The sequence below is a fragment of the Micromonospora sp. PLK6-60 genome, from assembly GCF_019890675.1.
Taxonomy (GTDB): domain Bacteria; phylum Actinomycetota; class Actinomycetes; order Mycobacteriales; family Micromonosporaceae; genus Micromonospora.
On sequence record NZ_JAIOAA010000015.1, the window covers coordinates 45,845 to 62,643 of the forward strand.

Annotated in this window: 12 protein-coding genes and 1 riboswitch; of the genes, 9 read left to right on the forward strand and 3 right to left on the reverse strand. The window is 74.3% G+C overall.

Going from position 1 to position 16,799, the window contains the following annotated elements; all coding sequences use genetic code 11:
• Nucleotides 1–40: 40 nt before the first annotated feature.
• Entirely contained in the window at nt 41–682 is a 642-nt protein-coding gene (locus tag K7640_RS23445) for a class I SAM-dependent methyltransferase (RefSeq protein ID WP_222957058.1), read from the forward strand.
• 75 nt (nt 683–757) lie between these two features.
• On the opposite strand, the gene K7640_RS23450 is transcribed toward K7640_RS23445, so the two are convergent.
• The gene (locus K7640_RS23450) at nt 758–2,011 is read right to left on the reverse strand and encodes a hypothetical protein (RefSeq protein WP_222957059.1); all 1,254 of its coding nucleotides are present in this window, start codon (nt 2,009–2,011) and stop codon (nt 758–760) included.
• Nucleotides 2,012–2,383: 372 nt separating this feature from the next.
• On the opposite strand from K7640_RS23450, the gene K7640_RS23455 reads away from it, so the two are divergent.
• A complete protein-coding gene (locus K7640_RS23455; RefSeq protein ID WP_222957060.1) occupies nt 2,384–4,441 on the forward strand; it encodes a type IIA DNA topoisomerase subunit B in 2,058 nt (685 codons plus the stop codon).
• Nucleotides 4,442–4,474: 33 nt separating this feature from the next.
• Nucleotides 4,475–6,961, forward strand: a complete 2,487-nt coding sequence (locus tag K7640_RS23460) for a DNA topoisomerase (ATP-hydrolyzing) subunit A (RefSeq protein WP_222957061.1) — start codon at nt 4,475–4,477, stop codon at nt 6,959–6,961.
• A gap of 233 nt (nt 6,962–7,194) precedes the next feature.
• On the opposite strand, the gene K7640_RS23465 is transcribed toward K7640_RS23460, so the two are convergent.
• Both K7640_RS23465 and K7640_RS23470 read right to left on the reverse strand, forming a co-directional pair.
• Nucleotides 7,195–8,538, reverse strand: coding sequence for a uracil-xanthine permease family protein (locus tag K7640_RS23465; RefSeq protein ID WP_222957062.1), 1,344 nt, complete (start codon nt 8,536–8,538; stop codon nt 7,195–7,197).
• Nucleotides 8,539–8,696: 158 nt separating this feature from the next.
• Nucleotides 8,697–9,302: an alpha-ketoglutarate-dependent dioxygenase AlkB gene (locus K7640_RS23470; RefSeq protein ID WP_222957126.1), complete on the reverse strand. Its 606-nt coding sequence runs from the start codon at nt 9,300–9,302 to the stop codon at nt 8,697–8,699.
• Between the two features lie 179 nt (nt 9,303–9,481).
• Here K7640_RS23470 and K7640_RS23475 point away from each other — a divergent pair, with 179 nt between their 5' ends.
• The 6 genes from K7640_RS23475 to K7640_RS23500 all read left to right on the forward strand — a co-directional run bounded on the left by K7640_RS23475 (nt 9,482) and on the right by K7640_RS23500 (nt 16,792).
• Nucleotides 9,482–10,771, forward strand: a complete 1,290-nt coding sequence (locus K7640_RS23475; protein WP_308042644.1) for an acyltransferase — start codon at nt 9,482–9,484, stop codon at nt 10,769–10,771.
• A gap of 130 nt (nt 10,772–10,901) precedes the next feature.
• Nucleotides 10,902–11,288, forward strand: coding sequence for a hypothetical protein (locus K7640_RS23480; RefSeq protein WP_308042645.1), 387 nt, complete (start codon nt 10,902–10,904; stop codon nt 11,286–11,288).
• Nucleotides 11,289–11,372: 84 nt separating this feature from the next.
• Nucleotides 11,373–12,173 (forward strand): hypothetical protein, encoded by an 801-nt coding sequence (locus tag K7640_RS23485; protein WP_308042646.1) that lies wholly within the window; start codon nt 11,373–11,375, stop codon nt 12,171–12,173.
• A 480-nt stretch (nt 12,174–12,653) separates the two neighbouring features.
• Nucleotides 12,654–12,793, forward strand: a riboswitch (cyclic di-AMP (ydaO/yuaA leader).
• 228 nt (nt 12,794–13,021) lie between these two features.
• Complete coding sequence (locus K7640_RS23490) at nt 13,022–13,912, forward strand: C39 family peptidase (RefSeq protein ID WP_222957065.1); 891 nt, start codon at nt 13,022–13,024, stop codon at nt 13,910–13,912.
• Nucleotides 13,913–14,029: 117 nt separating this feature from the next.
• Entirely contained in the window at nt 14,030–14,755 is a 726-nt protein-coding gene (locus K7640_RS23495) for an alpha/beta fold hydrolase (protein ID WP_222957066.1), read from the forward strand.
• 72 nt (nt 14,756–14,827) lie between these two features.
• On the forward strand, nt 14,828–16,792 hold the full coding sequence (locus tag K7640_RS23500) for a hypothetical protein (RefSeq protein WP_222957067.1): 1,965 nt from the start codon (nt 14,828–14,830) through the stop codon (nt 16,790–16,792).
• The last annotated feature ends 7 nt before the right edge of the window (nt 16,793–16,799 follow it).

Genomic DNA, 16,799 nt, shown 5'->3' on the forward strand with positions numbered 1-16,799 from the left:
CGGCGTTAGGGTGGCCGGAGTCGATCGAGGGGAGCGGTGCATGGCCGGCGCCCGGGTGTCCAACCCGATCTTCGCCCGCCTCTACCAGCGGGCCAGCGTGTCGATGGACGAGGCCGGGGTGGCCCGGCACCGGCGGCTGCTGGTCGCCGGCCTGCACGGCCGGGTGATCGAGGTGGGTGCCGGCAACGGTCGGATGTTCCCGCACTACCCGCCCGAGGTCACCGAGGTGCTGGCGGTCGAGCCGGAGCCCCGGCTGCGCGCCGCCGCCCGGGCCGCCGCTGCCACCGCCCCGGTGCCGGTCACCGTGGTCGACGGCCTGGCCGACGCCCTGCCCGCCGCCGACGGGGAGCTGGACGCCGCGGTGATCTCCCTGGTGCTCTGCACGGTGCCGGACCAGGCCGCCGCGCTGCGGGAGGCCCACCGGGTGCTGCGGCCCGGCGGCGAGCTGCGCTTCTACGAGCACGTCCGGGCCGACACCCCCGGCCTGCGCCGCGTCCAGCGGTTCGTCGACGCCACCGTGGGACCGCTGGTCCTCGGCGGCTGCCACTCCGGCCGGGACACCGTCGCCGCGATCACGGCCGCCGGTTTCACCGTCACCGAACTGGACCGCTTCCGCTTCCCGCCCACCCGGATCCCGGTGCCCGCCGCACCGCACGTCCTCGGCGTCGCGGTGCGCCCCTGACCTCTCCTGGCGCACCGACGAGCGCCCCCGGGGTCGACCCCGGGGGCGCTCGTCCTTCGCGCTGCGGCGCGGTCGTCAGCTCACCGTCACCGTGCCGTCGGGGGCCCGGACGCAGGCCACCGCCCGGGCCGCGGTGGTGGCCGCCCCGGCGAGGCACCGGCCCAGCACCTGGTGGCCGGCGGCGTTCGGGTGCCAGGACTCCTGGCAGGTCTGGAAGTACGTGCCGCAGGTGTTGGCGATCCGCTGGATGTCCAGCTTGTCGTAGCCGGAGAGGCTGGTCACGAAGACCCCGGTGGGGCCGTCCTGGAGCCGGATCGGGGTGGCCAGCGTGCTGGCCGGGCTGCCGGACTGCTCGCAGAGGCGGGCGCCGTCGAAGGCCCGCTGCACGTTCAGGTAGACCAGGTCGGCGGTCGGGAACTCGGCGGCCAGCGTGCCGCGCACCGAGTTGACCATCGTGCCCAGGCCCTGGGAGAAGCGGTGGCCCGGGGCCAGGCTGGCCCGGTGGATCGGGCAGCCGCCCGCGTACCGCTCGGCGCCGAGGGCGCGGAACTTGTCCCGGGTGTCGTCCCGGCTGTCCTCGGTCCAGAAGTTCGACGCCAGCTCCGGCGGGAGCGGGTTGGTGTAGTCCTGGAACACGATCCGGTGCTGGCCGTCCGCGTCGATCTGGTCGAGGGTGGTGAGGATCTGGCGGACCGCCGCGGTGGTCTCCGCCGTCGCGGCGGTCCACTGCGCCGCCGTGGCCAGGTCGGCGTCCGTGCAGGGCTTCTGCTCCACCGGGCCGCCCAGGTACGCCCAGAACTCCCACCACCCGGTCCAGGCGTCGGCGATGAACCGGTTGGCGCACTTCTCCGCCACGCTGCCGAAGGTGAACGAGCTGTTGTTCGAGCCCAGGCCGATCAGCACCAGGTCGATGTCGTGGGTCTGCCCGACCGCGCGGAGCTGGTCGAGCTGCGCGGCCACCTGCCGTCCGCCGGTGCGGTTCGCCGAGGCGGTGCCGATGTCGTGCGGCTGCCCGCCCGAACAGGCCAGGTTGAACCGGGCCTGGATGCCCGGCAGGGCGGCCTGGAACAGCGAGGCGTTCGGCGACCGGTGGCAGAAGTACGCGTTGTTGTTCGGCGCGGACCAGCCCGGGAAGGGCCGGGACACCCCGCTCAGGTCCACCACGGATGAGTACGCCCCGGCGCCCTCCCCGCTGATGAAGCTGTCGCCGAGCGCCACGGCGGCGGTGGGCAGCGCCGCGGCGGCCGGCGCGGGGGCCACCGCGGGTGGCAGGGCCACCGAGGCGACGGCCAGTGCCGCCGCCAGCGCGGTACGACGGAACACGGACATCCGCGACCTCCCAATCAACGCATGGAAATGCGAAAGATTCTCTGAGAGGGCGATCAGATCACGGGCGTGTGACGGGCGTCAATGGCCGGACATCCGCCCGGCGTTGACCCGACCCGGCGTACCGTCTCCGGCGCGCCCGGTGTCCCCGGTGTCCGGGTCGGGCCGGGCGGGCCGCGACGTAGGTCACCACGGCCGGCCGGAGGAGGCCGGCCGGGCCGGACGTTGTGCTGACACGGCCGGTCGGGACGGACCGGCGGCGCGAGGATGTCCCAGCGTCCGACTAGGCTCGCTGCGGCGCGCCGCGTGGGGATCAGTCAGTGAGATCGCCGACGGTGAACGGCAGCACACCGCGAGACCGGGGAGTACGACCAGTTGACCGCACAGCCTGAGACCCTGTATGGGGCCGACGACCTGACCCACCTGGAGGGCCTCGACGCCGTCCGGAAGCGCCCGGGCATGTACATCGGCTCCACCGACAGCCGTGGCGTGGGTCACCTCGTCAACGAGATCCTCGACAACTCCACCGACGAGGGTGTCGCCGGTCACGCCCGCAAGGTCGAGGTGATTCTGCACGCCGACGGCTCGGTGCAGGTCGACGACGACGGCCGCGGCATCCCGACCGACGTGCACGCCAAGTCCGGCATCTCCGGCGTCGAGCTGGTGCTCACCCGGCTGCACGCTGGTGGCAAGTTCGGCGGCTCGGGCTACAAGACCTCCGGCGGCCTGCACGGCGTGGGCGCCTCCGCGGTCAACGCCCTCTCCCGCCGGTTCGACGTGACGGTCCGCCGGGGCGGCAAGATCCACGCGATGTCGTTCCGGCACGGCGTGCCCGGAATCTTCGCCGGCGACGGCCCCGACGCGCCCTTCACCCCCGGCCCGGGCCTGCAGATCGTCGGCGCGATGAAGCGCGGCCAGCGCACCGGCACCTCCATCCGCTACTGGCACGACGCCCGCTACTTCGAGACCGGCGCGGCGCTCGACGTCGCCGCCGTGCGGATGAAGCTGCGCAACACCGCCTTCCTGGTGCCCGGCGTCGACTACCGGCTGCGCGACGAGACCACCGAGGAGCCGGCCGAGGAGCGGTTCCACTTTCCCGACGGCCTCACCGACATGGTCGAGTTCCTCGCCCCGGCCGGCGACCGGCCGGTCTCCGGCACCCTGCTGGTCACCGGCGAGGGCACCTACCGGGAGAACGCCGCTGACGCCAACGGCGTCATGCAGTCCAACGTGCAGCGCCGGGCCGAGGTCGAGATCGCGCTGCGTTGGGGCACCGGCTACGAGCGCACCGTCGAGTGCTTCACCAACACCATCCGCAACGCGCACGGCGGCACCCACCGCAAGGGCTTCGAGCGGGCCCTGGTCCGCACCCTCGCCGAGGCCGCCCGCAACGCCCGCGGCCTGCTCAAGCCCAAGGAGGACGCGCCCACCCTGGACGACGTCCTGGAGGGCATGACCGCCGTGGTGCACGTGCGCATCCCCGAGCCGCAGTTCACCTCGCAGACCAAGGACGAGCTCTCCACGGCCGGCATCACGAAGGTGGTGCAGGGCCTGGTCGAGCAGCACCTCAAGGGGTGGCTGGAGGACCGGCGGACCAAGGCCGAGGCCCGTACGGTGCTGCAGAAGATCGTCGACGCGGCCCGGGTCCGGCTCACCCAGAAGCAGCAGAAGGACGCCGCCCGGCGCAAGACCGCCCTGGAGGGCGCGGCGATGCCGGCCAAGCTGGTCGACTGCCGGGCCACCGGGGTGGAGCGCAGCGAGCTGTTCATCGTGGAGGGCGACAGCGCGCTGGGGACGAGCCGCATGGCGCGTTCGTCCGAATATCAGGCGCTTCTTCCCATCCGGGGCAAGATCCTCAACGTGCAGAAGGCCAACCTCCAGCAGGTCCTCGACAACGCCGAGTGCGCGGCGATCGTGCAGGTGCTGGGGGCGGGCTCGGGGCGTACGTTCGATCTCTCCGCCATGCGTTACGGCCGGGTGCTGATCATGGCCGACGCGGACGTCGACGGCGCGCACATCCGTACCCTGCTCATCACGCTCTTCGCCCGGTACATGCGACCGCTGATCGAGGCCGGCCGGCTCTACGCCGCGATGCCGCCCCTGCACAAGATCACCACCAAGGGGCGCAGCCCGCAGACCATCTACACCTACACCCAGGCCGAGATGGAGGCGACGGTCCGCAAGCTGGAGAAGGCCGGCAAGCAGATCGTCACCCCGATCCCACGGTTCAAGGGCCTCGGCGAGATGGACGCCGACGAGCTCTGGGAGACCACCATGAACCCGGCCACCCGGGCGGTCCGCCGGATCACCCTCGACGACGTCGAGGCCGCCGAGCGGATCCTCGAACTGCTGATGGGGGAGAAGGTCGAACCCCGCCGCAACTGGCTCATCGACTCGGCCGACCGGGTCGACCGCGACGCCATCGACGCCTGAGACACCGGGTTCTTCCGAAGGGAAAGCTGAACCATGGCACGCCGCAAGGACGACCGCGCCAAGGCGGACCTCTCCGCCTTCGACCAGGCCGGCGCGCGGGTCTTCGACAACCCGCTGGTCACCGAGGTCTCCGACTCCTACCTGGAGTACGCCTTCTCGGTCATCCACTCCCGCGCCCTGCCCGACGCCCGGGACGGGCTCAAGCCGGTGCACCGGCGCATCCTCTGGTCGATGCACGAGCAGGGCCACCGCCCCGACCGGGGCCACGTGAAGTCGGCCCGGATCGTCGGCGACGTGATGGGTAAATACCACCCGCACGGCGACGCGGCGATCTACGACGCGATGGTGCGGCTGGCGCAGGACTTCTCGCTCAACGCCCCGCTCATCGACGGGCACGGAAACTTTGGTTCCCCAGACGACGGACCGGCAGCCGCAAGATATACGGAAGCGCGAATGTCGCGCGAGGCGATGCTGCTCGTCGGTGAGCTGGGCGAGGACACCGTCGACGTCGAGCCCAACTACGACGGTTCGCTGACCCAGCCGACCGTGCTGCCCGCCGCCTTCCCCAACCTGCTGGTCAACGGCGCGTCCGGGATCGCGGTCGGGATGGCCACCAACATGATCCCGCACAACCTGGGCGAGGTGGTCCAGGCTGCCCGCTGGCTGATCAACCACCCGGACGCCACGCTGGACAGGCTGATGGAGTTCGTCCCCGGCCCCGACCTGCCCACCGGCGGGCTGCTGCTCGGCCTGGACGAGGTGCGCCGGGCGTACGAGACCGGGCGCGGCGTGGTGCGGATGCGCGGCAAGGTGGAGATCGGCCCGCTGGAGGGCAGCCGGGGCCGGCAGGCGATCACCGTGGTCGAGCTGCCGTACGGGGTCGGCGCGGAGAAGGTCATCGCGGCGATCACCAACGAGGTCACCAAGACCAAGCGGCTCACCGGCATCGCCGACGTCAAGGACCTCACCGACCGGGAGAACGGCACCCGGCTGGTCGTCGAGTGCAAGGTCGGGGTCAACCCGCAGGCGCTGCTCGCCGACCTCTACCGGCTCACCCCGCTGGAGCAGTCCTTCGGCGTGAACAACCTGGTCCTGGTCGACGGGCAGCCGCAGACGCTGGGGCTCAAGGCGCTGCTGGAGGTCTTCCTCGCCCACCGGTACGAGGTGGTCACCCGGCGCAGCTCCTACCGCCGGCGCAAGCGCGAGGAGCGGCTGCACCTGGTCGACGGCCTGCTGATCGCCCTGCTCGACATCGACCGGGTGGTCAAGCTGATCCGGGCCAGCGAGGACGCCCAGGCCGCCAAGGACGGCCTGATGCAGAAATTCAAGCTCTCCGAGATCCAGGCGACCTACATCCTGGACACCCCGCTGCGCCGGCTGACCAAGTACGACCGGCTGGAGCTGGAGGCCGAGCAGGAGAAGCTGCGCGGTGAGATCGCCGAGCTGTCGAAGATCCTCGACGACGACAAGGTGCTCAAGAAGGTGGTCTCCGACGAGCTGGCCGCCGTGGTCAAGCAGTTCGGTGCCGAGCGGCGCACCACGCTTGTCGACGGCGACCTGAAGGAGGTCCTCGCGGCCTCGGTGCCGGCCGGCCCGCTGGAGGTCGCCGACGACCCCTGCCAGGTGATCCTCTCGGCCACCGGGCTGGTCGCCCGGACCGCGGCCGAGTCGGAGGAGGCCGTCGAGGGGCGCCGGCGCAGCGGCCGGGTCAAGCACGACACGGTACGCGCCATGGTGCACTCCACCGCCCGGGGCCGGGTGCTGCTGGTGACCAGCGCCGGCCGGGCGTTCAAGATCGACGTGCTGCCGCTGCCGGTGCTGCCCGAGCAGTCCGGCACGGTGTCGCTGCGCGGCGGCATGTCCGCCGCCGAACTGGCGCCGCTGGAGCCGGGGGAGACGGTGGTCGGCCTGGCCCCGCTCGGCCCCACGGCGCAGGGGTCGCCGGGCCTGGCCCTGGGCACCCGGCAGGGCGTGGTCAAGGTCTGCGCCCCGGAGTGGCCGGTCCGCTCCGACGAGTTCGAGGTGATCTCGCTGCGCGAGGGCGACGAGGTGGTCGGGGCGAGCTGGCTCGCCGACGGTAAGGAGACCCTGGCGTTCGTCTCCTCCGAGGCGTCGTTGCTGCGCTTCGCCGCGTCGCTGGTCCGGCCGCAGGGCCTCAAGGGCGGCGGCATGGCCGGCATCAACCTGCCGGGCGACGCCCGGGTGATGTTCTTCGGCGCGATCCGCACCGACGACCCGGGGCACGGCGAGCCGATGGTGGTCACCTCCACCGGCGCCACGGTCAAGGTGACCCCGTTCGCGGCGTACCCGGCGAAGGGCCGGGCGACCGGCGGCGTACGCGCCCAGCGTTTCCTCAAGGGCGAGGTGGACCTGACGGCGGCCTGGGTGGGCCCGCGCCCGGTCGCCGCCACCGGGACCGGCGAGCCGGTGGAGCTGCCCCCGGCGGATCCCCGCCGCGACGGCTCCGGCTTCGCCGTGATGCTCGGCCCCACCGTCATCGGCCACCACATCGAACGCTGACCCCTGCTCCACCCAGGGGCCCCGCGGCGGTGACCGCGGGGCCCCTGCCATTCCCACCGCAACGTGCGGCATGTGGGCGTGTCCAGGGCTGGGATTGCCGCGATGTGCGGCATGTCGGGCGTGTCCCAGGTGGGGGACGCGCTGTGGGCGTGTCCCAGGTGGGGGACGCGCTGTGGGCGTGCCCCGGGCCGGGGAGGCCGCGATGTGCGGCGTGCCCCGGGCCGGGGTCGGGGTCAGAGTTCGGGTTCGGGGCCCGGGCGGGAGTCGGGGGTGGTGCGGCGGAGGCGGGCGATCAGGCGCATGCCGTGGTAGATGAGCAGGGCGGCGGCCGTGCCGAGGGCGATGCCGTTGAAGGAGAGGTCGCCGGCGGTGAGGGTGTAGTTTGCCGCGCCGATGATGACCGCGACCGCGGCGGTCAGCAGGTTCACCGGGTCGTGGAAGTCGACCCGGGCCTCGATCCAGATCCGGGCGCCGAGGATGGCGATCAGGCCGTACAGCGCGGTGGTGGCGCCGCCGAGCACCCCGGCCGGCACGGTCTGGATCAGCGCGCCGAACTTCGGGCTCAGCCCGAGCAGCACCGCCGCCGCCCCGGCCACCCAGTACGCCGCCGTGGAATACACCCGGGTCGCCGCCATCACGCCGATGTTCTCCGCGTACGTGGTGGTGCCGGAGCCGCCGCCCGCGCCGGCGAGCATGGTGGCCACGCCGTCGCCGAGGAACGCCCGGCCCATGTCCTTGTCGAGGTTGCGGCCGGTCATCGCGGCGACCGCCTTGACGTGCCCGGCGTTCTCCGCGATCAGCACCAGGATGACCGGGATCACCAGCACGATCGCGCGCCACTCGAAGCTGGGCGCGTGGAACTGGGGCAGGCCCACCCAGGCCGCCTGCTTCAGCCCGTCGACCGCCGTGGGGTCGAGCTGGCCGAGCAGCGCGGCGAGGAGCCAGCCCACCACCACCCCGAGCAGGATGGACAGCCGGGCCAGGAAGCCGCGGAACACGACGGTGGCGAGCAGGATCGCGGCCAGGGTGACCACCGCGATCAGCGGCTGCGCCTTCACCCCGCCGCTGCCGCCGCCGTCCCAGGCCACCGGGGCCAGGTTCAGGCCGATCAGCGCCACGATCGCGCCGGTGACCACCGGGGGCATCAGCGCGTCGATCCACCGGGCGCCGGCGAGCTGCACCACCAGGCCGACCGCCGCCAGGGCGACGCCGGCCACCAGGATGCCGCCGAGCGCCGGGCCGAGGTCGCCGCCGGACTTCGCGGCCAGCACCGGGGCGATGAAGGCGAACGACGAGCCGAGGTACGACGGCAGCCGGTTGCCGGTGATCAGCAGGAAGAGCAGCGTGCCGATGCCGGAGAAGAAGAGCGTGGTGGCCGGCGGGAAGCCGGTGATCAGCGGGACGGTGAAGGTGGCGCCGAACATGGCCACCACGTGTTGCACGCCGACGCCGACGGTCCGGGGCCAGGAGAGCCGCTCGCCGGGGTGCACCACGTCGCCGGGGCGGATGGACCGGCCGTCGCCGTGCACGGTCCAGGGTGACCAGCGGGATCGCGGCTCGGTGGGGGTCTGGGTCATGGCGCGCCCTTCGCTCGTCGGCGGACGGGGGCGAGATCGACCCTGAGAGTTGTTTCTAGCACGCCCGTGTTTCGCCGCGGTGACCCGGCCGCCGGCCGGTCCGGCCAGGACGGGAGGGGCGGCCAGAACGGGAGGGGCGGCCAGGACGGGAGGGGCGGTCAGGCCACGCCGGCGGGGCGGAACTGCACGCTGACCCGCGGTCCCACCGGGCGGGCCGTCTTGGGCACGGCGTGCTCCCAGGTGCGCTGGCAGGAGCCGCCCATCACCACCAGGTCACCGTGCCCGAGGGGGAAACGCAGCCCGGGGCCGCCGCCGCGCGGGCGCAGCAGCAGCGGCCGGGGCGAGCCGAAGGAGACGATGGCGACGATGGTGTCCTGGTGCGCGGAGCGGCCGAGCGTGTCGCCGTGCCAGGCCACGCTGTCCCGCCCGTCGCGGTAGAGGCACATCCCGGCGGTGACGAACGGCTCGCCCAGCTCGGGGGCGTAGTGCGCGGTCAGCGCCGCCCGGGCGGCGGTCAGCACCGGGTGCGGCAGCGGGCGGTGGCCGGCGTACCAGCAGAGCAGCCGGGGTACGTCCACCTCGGCGTCATACATGGTGCGCCGCTCGGCGCGCCACGGCACCTCGTGCAGCAGGGTGTCGAAGACCTGGTCGGAGCCGTGCACCCAGCCGGGCAGGTGGTCGACCCAGGCGCCTCGGGTCAGCTCGTGCCGGCGCACCCGTCCGGCGAGCGCGCCGAGGGCGGGCTGGTCCTGCAGATCCAGCATCGACGGCTGGTAGGCGGCGTCGGGCACCCGCCGATCCTAACCCGGATCGAACAGGCGTACGACTCGGGGCGGGTGGGGTGGGACGCCGACGGCCGCGGGTAGGGTGCCCGGGACCGGCGCCGCGATCGGGAGGAGAGTCAGTTGTCGGGGTTCCACCGCAGCAGCGCCGGGTCCGTGGCGTGACCGCCGCGCCCACCGTCGTCGGCCCGCCCGCCGCCGACCGGCCGAGCCGGTTGCCGTCACTGACCGGGTTGCGCTGGATCGCCGCGCTGCTGGTGTACGGCTACCACGTCGGCACGATGGGCATCGTGGCCGATCCGGCGCTCAAGCCGGTGGTGGACAAGACCTTCGCGCTCGGCCTGTCCGGGGTGGAGTTCTTCTTCGTGCTCAGCGGCTTCGTGCTGGTCTGGTCGGCGCGCACGGGGGAGCGGCGGCGGGACTTCTGGCGCCGCCGGCTCGCCAAGATCTATCCGAACCACCTGGTGACCTGGGCCGCCGCGCTGCTGATCGCGTTCTGCTTCGCCGACCCGTTCAATCTCCAGGCCACCGTGGAGAACCTGCTGCTGGTGCAGGCCTGGGATCCGACCCCGGGCCACTTCTACAGCGTCAACAACGTGAGCTGGTCGCTCTCCTGCGAGCTGTTCTTCTATCTCAGCCTGCCGTTCGCGCTGCCGCTGCTGCGGCGCATGTCCCCGGCCGCGCTGTGGGCCGTGGTCGTCGCGGTGCCGCTGCTGATCATCGCGCTCTGGCCGGCCCAGCAGCTGGTGCCCGAGGCGGACCGCTGGTGGTTCACCCAGATCTTCCCGCTCGTCCGCTCGCTGGAGTTCTGGCTGGGCGTGGCGGCCGCCGAGCTGCTGCGCCGGGGCCGGTGGCGGGGGCCGGGGCTGCCCGCGGCCATCGTGCTCTTCGTGCTGACCTGGCTGGTCGCCGCCGTGTGGATCCGCGCCGAACTGTGGGCCGGCCTGATGGCCGCCGTCTACGTCGTGGTGATCGCCGCGGCCGCCCGGGCCGACGTGCAGGGCCGGCGTACCCCGTGGCGGGGCCGGCGGATGCGCTGGCTCGGCGAGGTCTCGTTCGCCTTCTACCTGGTGCACGTGCTGGTGATGGTGACGGTCCTGCGGTTGACCGGCCATCGGGGGGAGGGGCTGCCCGGTTGGTGGGGCCCGGCCGCCGCGCTCGGCTTCCTGCTGCTGAACCTGCTCCTCGCCGGGCTGCTGCACCGCTGGGTGGAGACGCCGATGATGCGCCGGCTCGGCCCGCCGCGCCGGCCGCCGGTGCCCGCCCCGGCCGCCGGCACCCCAGCAGACCAGCCGGCCCCGACCGCCGGCACCCCGCCGGCCCCGACCGCCGGCACCCCGGCCGACCGGCCGGACGCCGGCGATCGTGCCGGGTCGGCCGCCGCGCTGCCGCGACCGCGTTCCGGGGACGACCGACCGGTGACGTACGCCGGCCGGCGTGACCCGGGCTGACCTGGCGTCCACCCTGGTCAGTGCGGTGCGGCGTGCCGAGGGCGACACGCCGGGCGGCGATGCGGGCCGGTGCCGTCGGCGGTAACGTGGAGCCGTGCTTCCGGTCGCGCTCACCTGTCCCCTGTGGTGGGTGGCGCGTCGGACCTGGCGGCTGCTGACCAGCCTGGCGCTGGCGGTGGCGTTCTCCACGGGCGCCGTGTCGCCGGCCGTCGGCGCCTCCGCCGCCGTCGCGTCGCCCGCGGCCTCGATCGCTGCGGCCTCGATCGCCGCGCCCCTGGCCCTGGATCGGCCGCCGACCCTCCGCACCGCCCTGACCGCCGCCGACCGGCCCGCCGTCGCCAGCCGGCCCGCCGCCGACCGGGACGGCCGCGACGTCGCGGCGTACGCCGTGCCGGTGCACGCCGGGCGGCGCGCCGCCCCGGTCGCGCTGCACCCGCGGGTCTCCCCGGTGGCGCCGGCCGTGCCCGCCGGCCGGCCGGCCGCAGTGGCCGGCTCGCGTGGGCCGCCCGCGGCCTGATCCACCGGCGGGCCGGGCGCCCGCCCACCGCGTCCCTCGACCTGACTTCCCGCACCCCGCCCGCGACGGCTCCCGTCCCGGCGGGTGCGGATCCTCTCCACCGCGTTCCGCTTCCGCGAGGTGCCGCCGATGAACACCGTTCTCTACCAGTTTCTGATCGAGGTCCCGCAGGCCGCCGCCATCTGGTCGGCGCTGCTCGTGCTCGCCCTGACCACCCTCGCCGTCCTGGTCGCCCGCCCGGAGCGGGACCGCCCGGCCGAGGAGCCCAGCGTCGCCGAGTTGGCCGCCACCGAGGCGGCCGACCTGCACCGGTACGCCGAGGAGGTGGCTGTGGCCGCCGGCGGGGCCGCCCAGACCGCCCGCCGACGGCGGGCCGAGTGGCTGGCCACCCAGGAGGCCGTGGACCTGGCCTGGCAGGCGTACGACGAGGCCGAGTCGGCCGCCCGCCGGTTCGCCGGCGCGGCCGCCCTGCCGGCGCCGCGCACCCCGCGTACCCCGGCCGAGTACGCCGCCCGCGAGCGGTGGCTGCACCAGGCGGTGATGGCCGCCCACTGGCGGGGTGAGCTGACCGCGCGGCAGGTCAGCGACGTGTTCGGGCGGCGGGACGGCTGGGATCCCCGCCGGCACCCGGCCGACCAGGAGATCGTGCTGGCCCGGGCGGTCCGGGACGGGAAGCTGGCCGTCTACCGTACGGCGAGCGAGCGGGAGCGGTCGGCGTGGCGGGCGGCGGAGCTCGCCGCGGAGTCGGCCCGCGCCCTGTCCGCCGAGGCGTACGCGGCGGCCGAGCGGCTGCGGCGCGACGTGGTCGTGCGGCCGCGCGCGGTCGCGGTGCCGGCCGCCCCGGCGGCGACCGCGACCCGCTGGCGGCCGGCCCGGGTGGGCTGAATCCGGCTACCTGTTGCGCGCCGGCGGAGGCGGGGCCCGATCGCGGCACGTTGTGCCCTCGCCACCTCGGGAAGGCCCGACATGCCGCACGCCGCACCCTCACCGCCTGGGGAAGGCCCGACATGCCGCACGCCGCACGCCGCACCGAGCGTCCGGCGTCCGGCGTCTCGCGTCCGGCGTTCCGCGCTGAATCGTTGCCAGGAATTCGGTGACCCCCGTCACCCGTTCCCGGAAACGGTCATCGCGCCCAGTCGGGGGCACAAATATGATCAATTTCGGGAATTGGGTGACGGTGCGTCCTGTTGTCGCCGTACCGTTCCGGAAAATGCGTCTGCCCCATTGAGCGAAGTCAGTGCCGGCTCGCGAAAACCGGCACTTTGCTGATCATGGTTTACGCAGGTGGCATGGGGTTGGCAGGGCGGTGACCGGCCAGTAGTGTCGGCGCGTCCGCTGCGGTTTTCGAGCGCGAAATGGCGACGCCGCGCGGGCCCGCCGAATCGACGATCACGAGCCGGGGACCCAGGTAGTTCCGGGGTGAATCCGCGAGCCACGGCCCGCGGTAGGGCGCTCTTCCCGCCCGAATCCGTCAGCTAACCCGGTAGGCGGTGTCGGAAGGAGTTCCACGCCCGTGCACCACCCCACCCCTCGGTTGTTCCGCCTCCACGGTGCCGCGGTGCCGTCGTCCGCCCCGGGCGGGCGTACGAGCTGAGCGCCGTTCGCCCCGCCGCCTTCGGGCGGCGACATCCCCGCGAGCGGTCCGCACCCCGGCCGACGTCCCCAGTCACGCGCGAGTCCCTCCGCGCGTCGGTCCGGTGCGCCGCTCTCCCCCCGTACCGTGGAGGAAACACGTGAAGCACCACTTGAAGCGGCAGCTGCGGCGCCTCGCCACCGAACGTCCGTACCAGGTCGTGGCCGCCTCGGCCGCGGCGCTCGTGGTGGCGTCCACCGGCGGTGCGCTGCTCGTCAACGCCGATGCCGCCGAGGCGCCGGCCCGGCCGGAGACCGCGGCGGTCGCCGAGATCGCCCCCCGGGCGAACGACGTCGCCAGCCGTGGTGAGGTGCGCGCCGCCACCACCCCGTCGGCCAGCCCCTCGGCCACCGCGTCGCCCACGGCGACCCCGACGCCGAAGGCCAGCCCCACCGCCAGCCCCGCCGCCACCGCGAAGGCGAAGGCGAAGGCGGCGGCGAAGAAGGCCCCGAACCCCGACCTGACCCCCGCGGCGAAGAAGCCGCCGGCGTCGAAGCTGCTCGACTACACCTACGAGGCGCAGACCACCTTCTACTACTGCGGCCCCGCCGCCGTCCGCAACGCGCTCTCCGCCAGCGGCGTGCGGAGCACCCAGGACGACCTGGCCGTCGCGCTCGGCACCACGGAGATGGGCACCAACTCCGCCGAGGACACCACCCGGGTGCTCAACCAGATGGTCAAGGGCAACCCGTACCGCACCACGATGTTCGCCGGCAGCCCGTCGGCCGGGCAGATCGACGGGCTGCGGGCCGACGTGGTGCGCAGCGTCGCGGCCGGGCGCGGGGTGGTGGCCAACATCGCCGGGGACGCCACCGACACCAACGGCGGCTGGCACTCGTTCCCGGGCGGCCACTACATCGCCGTGGTCGGCTACCAGGACAACGGCCGGACCGTCCGGATCGCCGACTCGGCGGACCCGTCCCTGCCGGCGTACTGGATCAGCGTCACCGACCTGGCGAACTGGATCGCCACCCGGGGCTACTCCGCCTGACGAGTACCGCCACACCGGGCGCCGGCTCCCACCCTCGGGAGCCGGCGCCCGACGCTTTCCCGACTCGTCCGCCCCGGGCCCTCGCCACCCGCTGCGGCCGGTGGCACACTGCCGCCTATGGCCGACGATCCACCGCTGCTGCTGCTCCTGCACGGCATGGGCGCCACCGGCGAGGTGTGGCTGCCGTGGGCGCCGCTGCTGGAACGGGACTGGGCCGGCCGCTGGCTGGCGCCCGACCTCGCCGGCCACGGCTGGACGCCCGGGCTGTCCGGATACACGTTCCAGGGGCTCGCCGGTCGGGTCGCCGAGGGGCTCGACGCCCGCGACCGGCTGGTCGTGCTCGGGCACTCGCTGGGCGGGGTGGTCGCGCTGGCGCTGGCCGCGCGCACCGCCGGGCTGCCGGTGGCGGCCGTGGTGGGTCTCGGGATCAAGGTCGCCTGGTCGGCGGCCGAGCTGGACAAGGCACGCGAGCTGGCCGACCGGCCGGTCACCTGGTTCGCCACCCGGGACGAGGCGGCCCGCCGGTACCTGCGGGTGGCCGGCCTGACCGGCCTGCTCGCCCCGGACCATCCGGTGGTCGACGCGGGGCTGCGCCGCGAGGACGGCCGGTGGCGGCTCGCCATGGACCCCGCCGCGTTCGCCGTCGGCGCGCCCGACCTGCCGGCCCTGCTGGCGGCCACCGACGTCCCGGTGCTGCTGGCGCGGGGCGAGCACGACCCGATGGTCACCGACGCGCAGCTCGAGAAGCTGGGCGTGCCGGTGGTCACCCTGCCCGGGCTCGGCCACAACGCGCACGTCGAGGACCCCTCGGCGGTGCTGGCCCTGGTCGAGCCGTACCGGTGAGCCACGGCCCGGCTCGCGCGTCGCACGGACGTCCGCCGGAGCGCCGCCGGAGACGGACGTAAGATCCCACGGGTGACGAAACGCCAGTCCTCCGTCGCGCCGACCGGCGAGGACACCAGCCGCACCGGCCCGCCCGACGTCCGCCCGTCGGACAGCGCACCTACGCAGCAGGAGCCGGCGGCCGCGGGCACCGGCGAGCCGCCGGCCGCGGGCACCAGCGACCCGGTGAGCGGTACGGAGCCCGCCGGCGACGCCCGACCCGCCGGTGCGGACGGACCCGCGGCCGGTGCCCCCGAAGTGGCCCGGCGGCCGTGGTGGCGCGGGTTCGGGCTGCTGGCCGGGCTGGTCTACCTGGCGGTGGCGCTGGTGGTCACCGGGCGCGGCTGGGCCGACCCGCACGGGACCTTCATGGGCACCCGGCCGGGCGACCAGAGCTTCAACGAGTGGATGCTGGCGCACGGCGCCCACGCCACCGTCCACCTGGACAACCCGTTCTTCACCACCCTGCAGAACGCCCCGGCCGGGGTGAACCTGATGACCAACGTGGGCATGCAACTGCCCGGCCTGGTGCTGACCCCGGTCACCCTGCTCGGCGGGGCGGCGCTGTCCTATCTGGTCTTCCTCACCCTGAACCTGGTCGCCACCGCCCTGGCCTGGTATCACGTGCTCTCCCGGCACGTGGTGCGGACCCGGGCGGCGGCGTTCCTCGGCGGCCTGTTCTGCGGCTTCGCGCCGGCCATGGTGTCGCACAGCAACGGGCACCCGCACATCACCGCCCAGTGGCTGGTGCCGTTCCTGTTGTGGCAGGTGGTCCGGCTGGCCCGGCCCGAGGGCAGCCCGGTCCGGATCGGGCTGACGCTGGGCGCGTTGGTCGTCGCGCAGTTCTTCGTCGGCCTGGAGATCCTGTTCCTGGTCGCGGTGGGGTGCGCCCTGGCCGCGCTGGCGTACCTGCTGCTGAGCCCGCGCCGGGCGGTGCGGGCGGCGCCCCGGGCACTGGCCGGCCTGGCGGTCACCGGCGTGGTGGTGGCCGTGGCGACCGCGTACCCGCTGTGGATGCAGTTCGCCGGCCCGCAGCACCGCACGGGCCACCCCGGCGACCACGACGTGTACGCCCTGAAGCTGGCCTCGTTCGCCGCGCACGCCACCCGGACCGTCTTCGGCGGCGACACCAAGGGCCTGATCGCCAACACAACCGAGGAGGCGAGCTTCTTCGGGGTGCCCGCGCTGCTGCTCGCCCTGGGCGTCGCGGTGCTCCTCGGGCGGCTGCTGGTGGTGCGGATCCTGGTCGCGGTGGGCGTGCTGACCGCGCTGCTCTCGATGGGCTCGACCTGGACCTGGGGCCGGGAACGGACGGACGTGCCGGCGCCGTTCGCGCTGCTGGCGCACCTGCCGGTCTTCGACTCGATGGTGATCGCCCGGTTCGCCCTGATCACCACGGTGACGCTCGGCCTGCTGCTGGCCCTCGCGCTGGACCGGCTGCTCACCGCCACCGCCGACGCCGCGCCCGCCCGACGGCGGGCGGTGCGGCTGGCGGGCGGGGCGGCGCTGGTCGCCGCGCTGCTGCCGATGGTGCCCACCCCGCTGCCCACCGAGGCACGCCCGCCGGTGCCGGAGTTCGTCACCTCCGGCGCGTGGCGCGCCCACGTCGCCGAGGGCCGGACGCTGGTGCCGGTGCCGGTGGACAACCTGACCTCGATCCGCTGGGGAGCCGCCGCCGTCGCCGGTTTCGCCGTCCCGCAGGGCTACTTCCTCGGCCCCACCTCACCCACCGACGACACCGGCCGCTGGGGGGTCGAGCCGCAACCGACGGCCGTGCTGCTGCGCGAGGTCGCCGAGGGCGACCACCGGGCGACAATCACCGAGGTGGAACGGGCCCGGGCGGTCGCCGACGTGCGGTACTGGCGGGCCGACGCGGTGGTGCTGCCGATGGACCACCCGCGCGCCGCCGAGTTGACCGCCGTGCTGGACGCCTGCTTCGGCCCGGGCCGCCGGGTCGACGACGTGCAGGTCTGGGACGTCCGCCCGCTGACCCGCTGACCGGCGG

Bases quoted from the DNA above. Each gene is read 5' to 3' on its own strand.
- K7640_RS23470 (WP_222957126.1), bottom strand. From the start codon at position 9,302: ATGCTGGATCTGCAGGACCAGCCCGCCCTCGGCGCGCTCGCCGGACGG.
- K7640_RS23450 (WP_222957059.1), bottom strand. From the start codon at position 2,011: ATGTCCGTGTTCCGTCGTACCGCGCTGGCGGCGGCACTGGCCGTCGCC.
- K7640_RS23445 (WP_222957058.1), top strand. From the start codon at position 41: ATGGCCGGCGCCCGGGTGTCCAACCCGATCTTCGCCCGCCTCTACCAG.
- K7640_RS23495 (WP_222957066.1), top strand. From the start codon at position 14,030: ATGGCCGACGATCCACCGCTGCTGCTGCTCCTGCACGGCATGGGCGCC.
- K7640_RS23465 (WP_222957062.1), bottom strand. From the start codon at position 8,538: ATGACCCAGACCCCCACCGAGCCGCGATCCCGCTGGTCACCCTGGACC.
- K7640_RS23460 (WP_222957061.1), top strand. From the start codon at position 4,475: ATGGCACGCCGCAAGGACGACCGCGCCAAGGCGGACCTCTCCGCCTTC.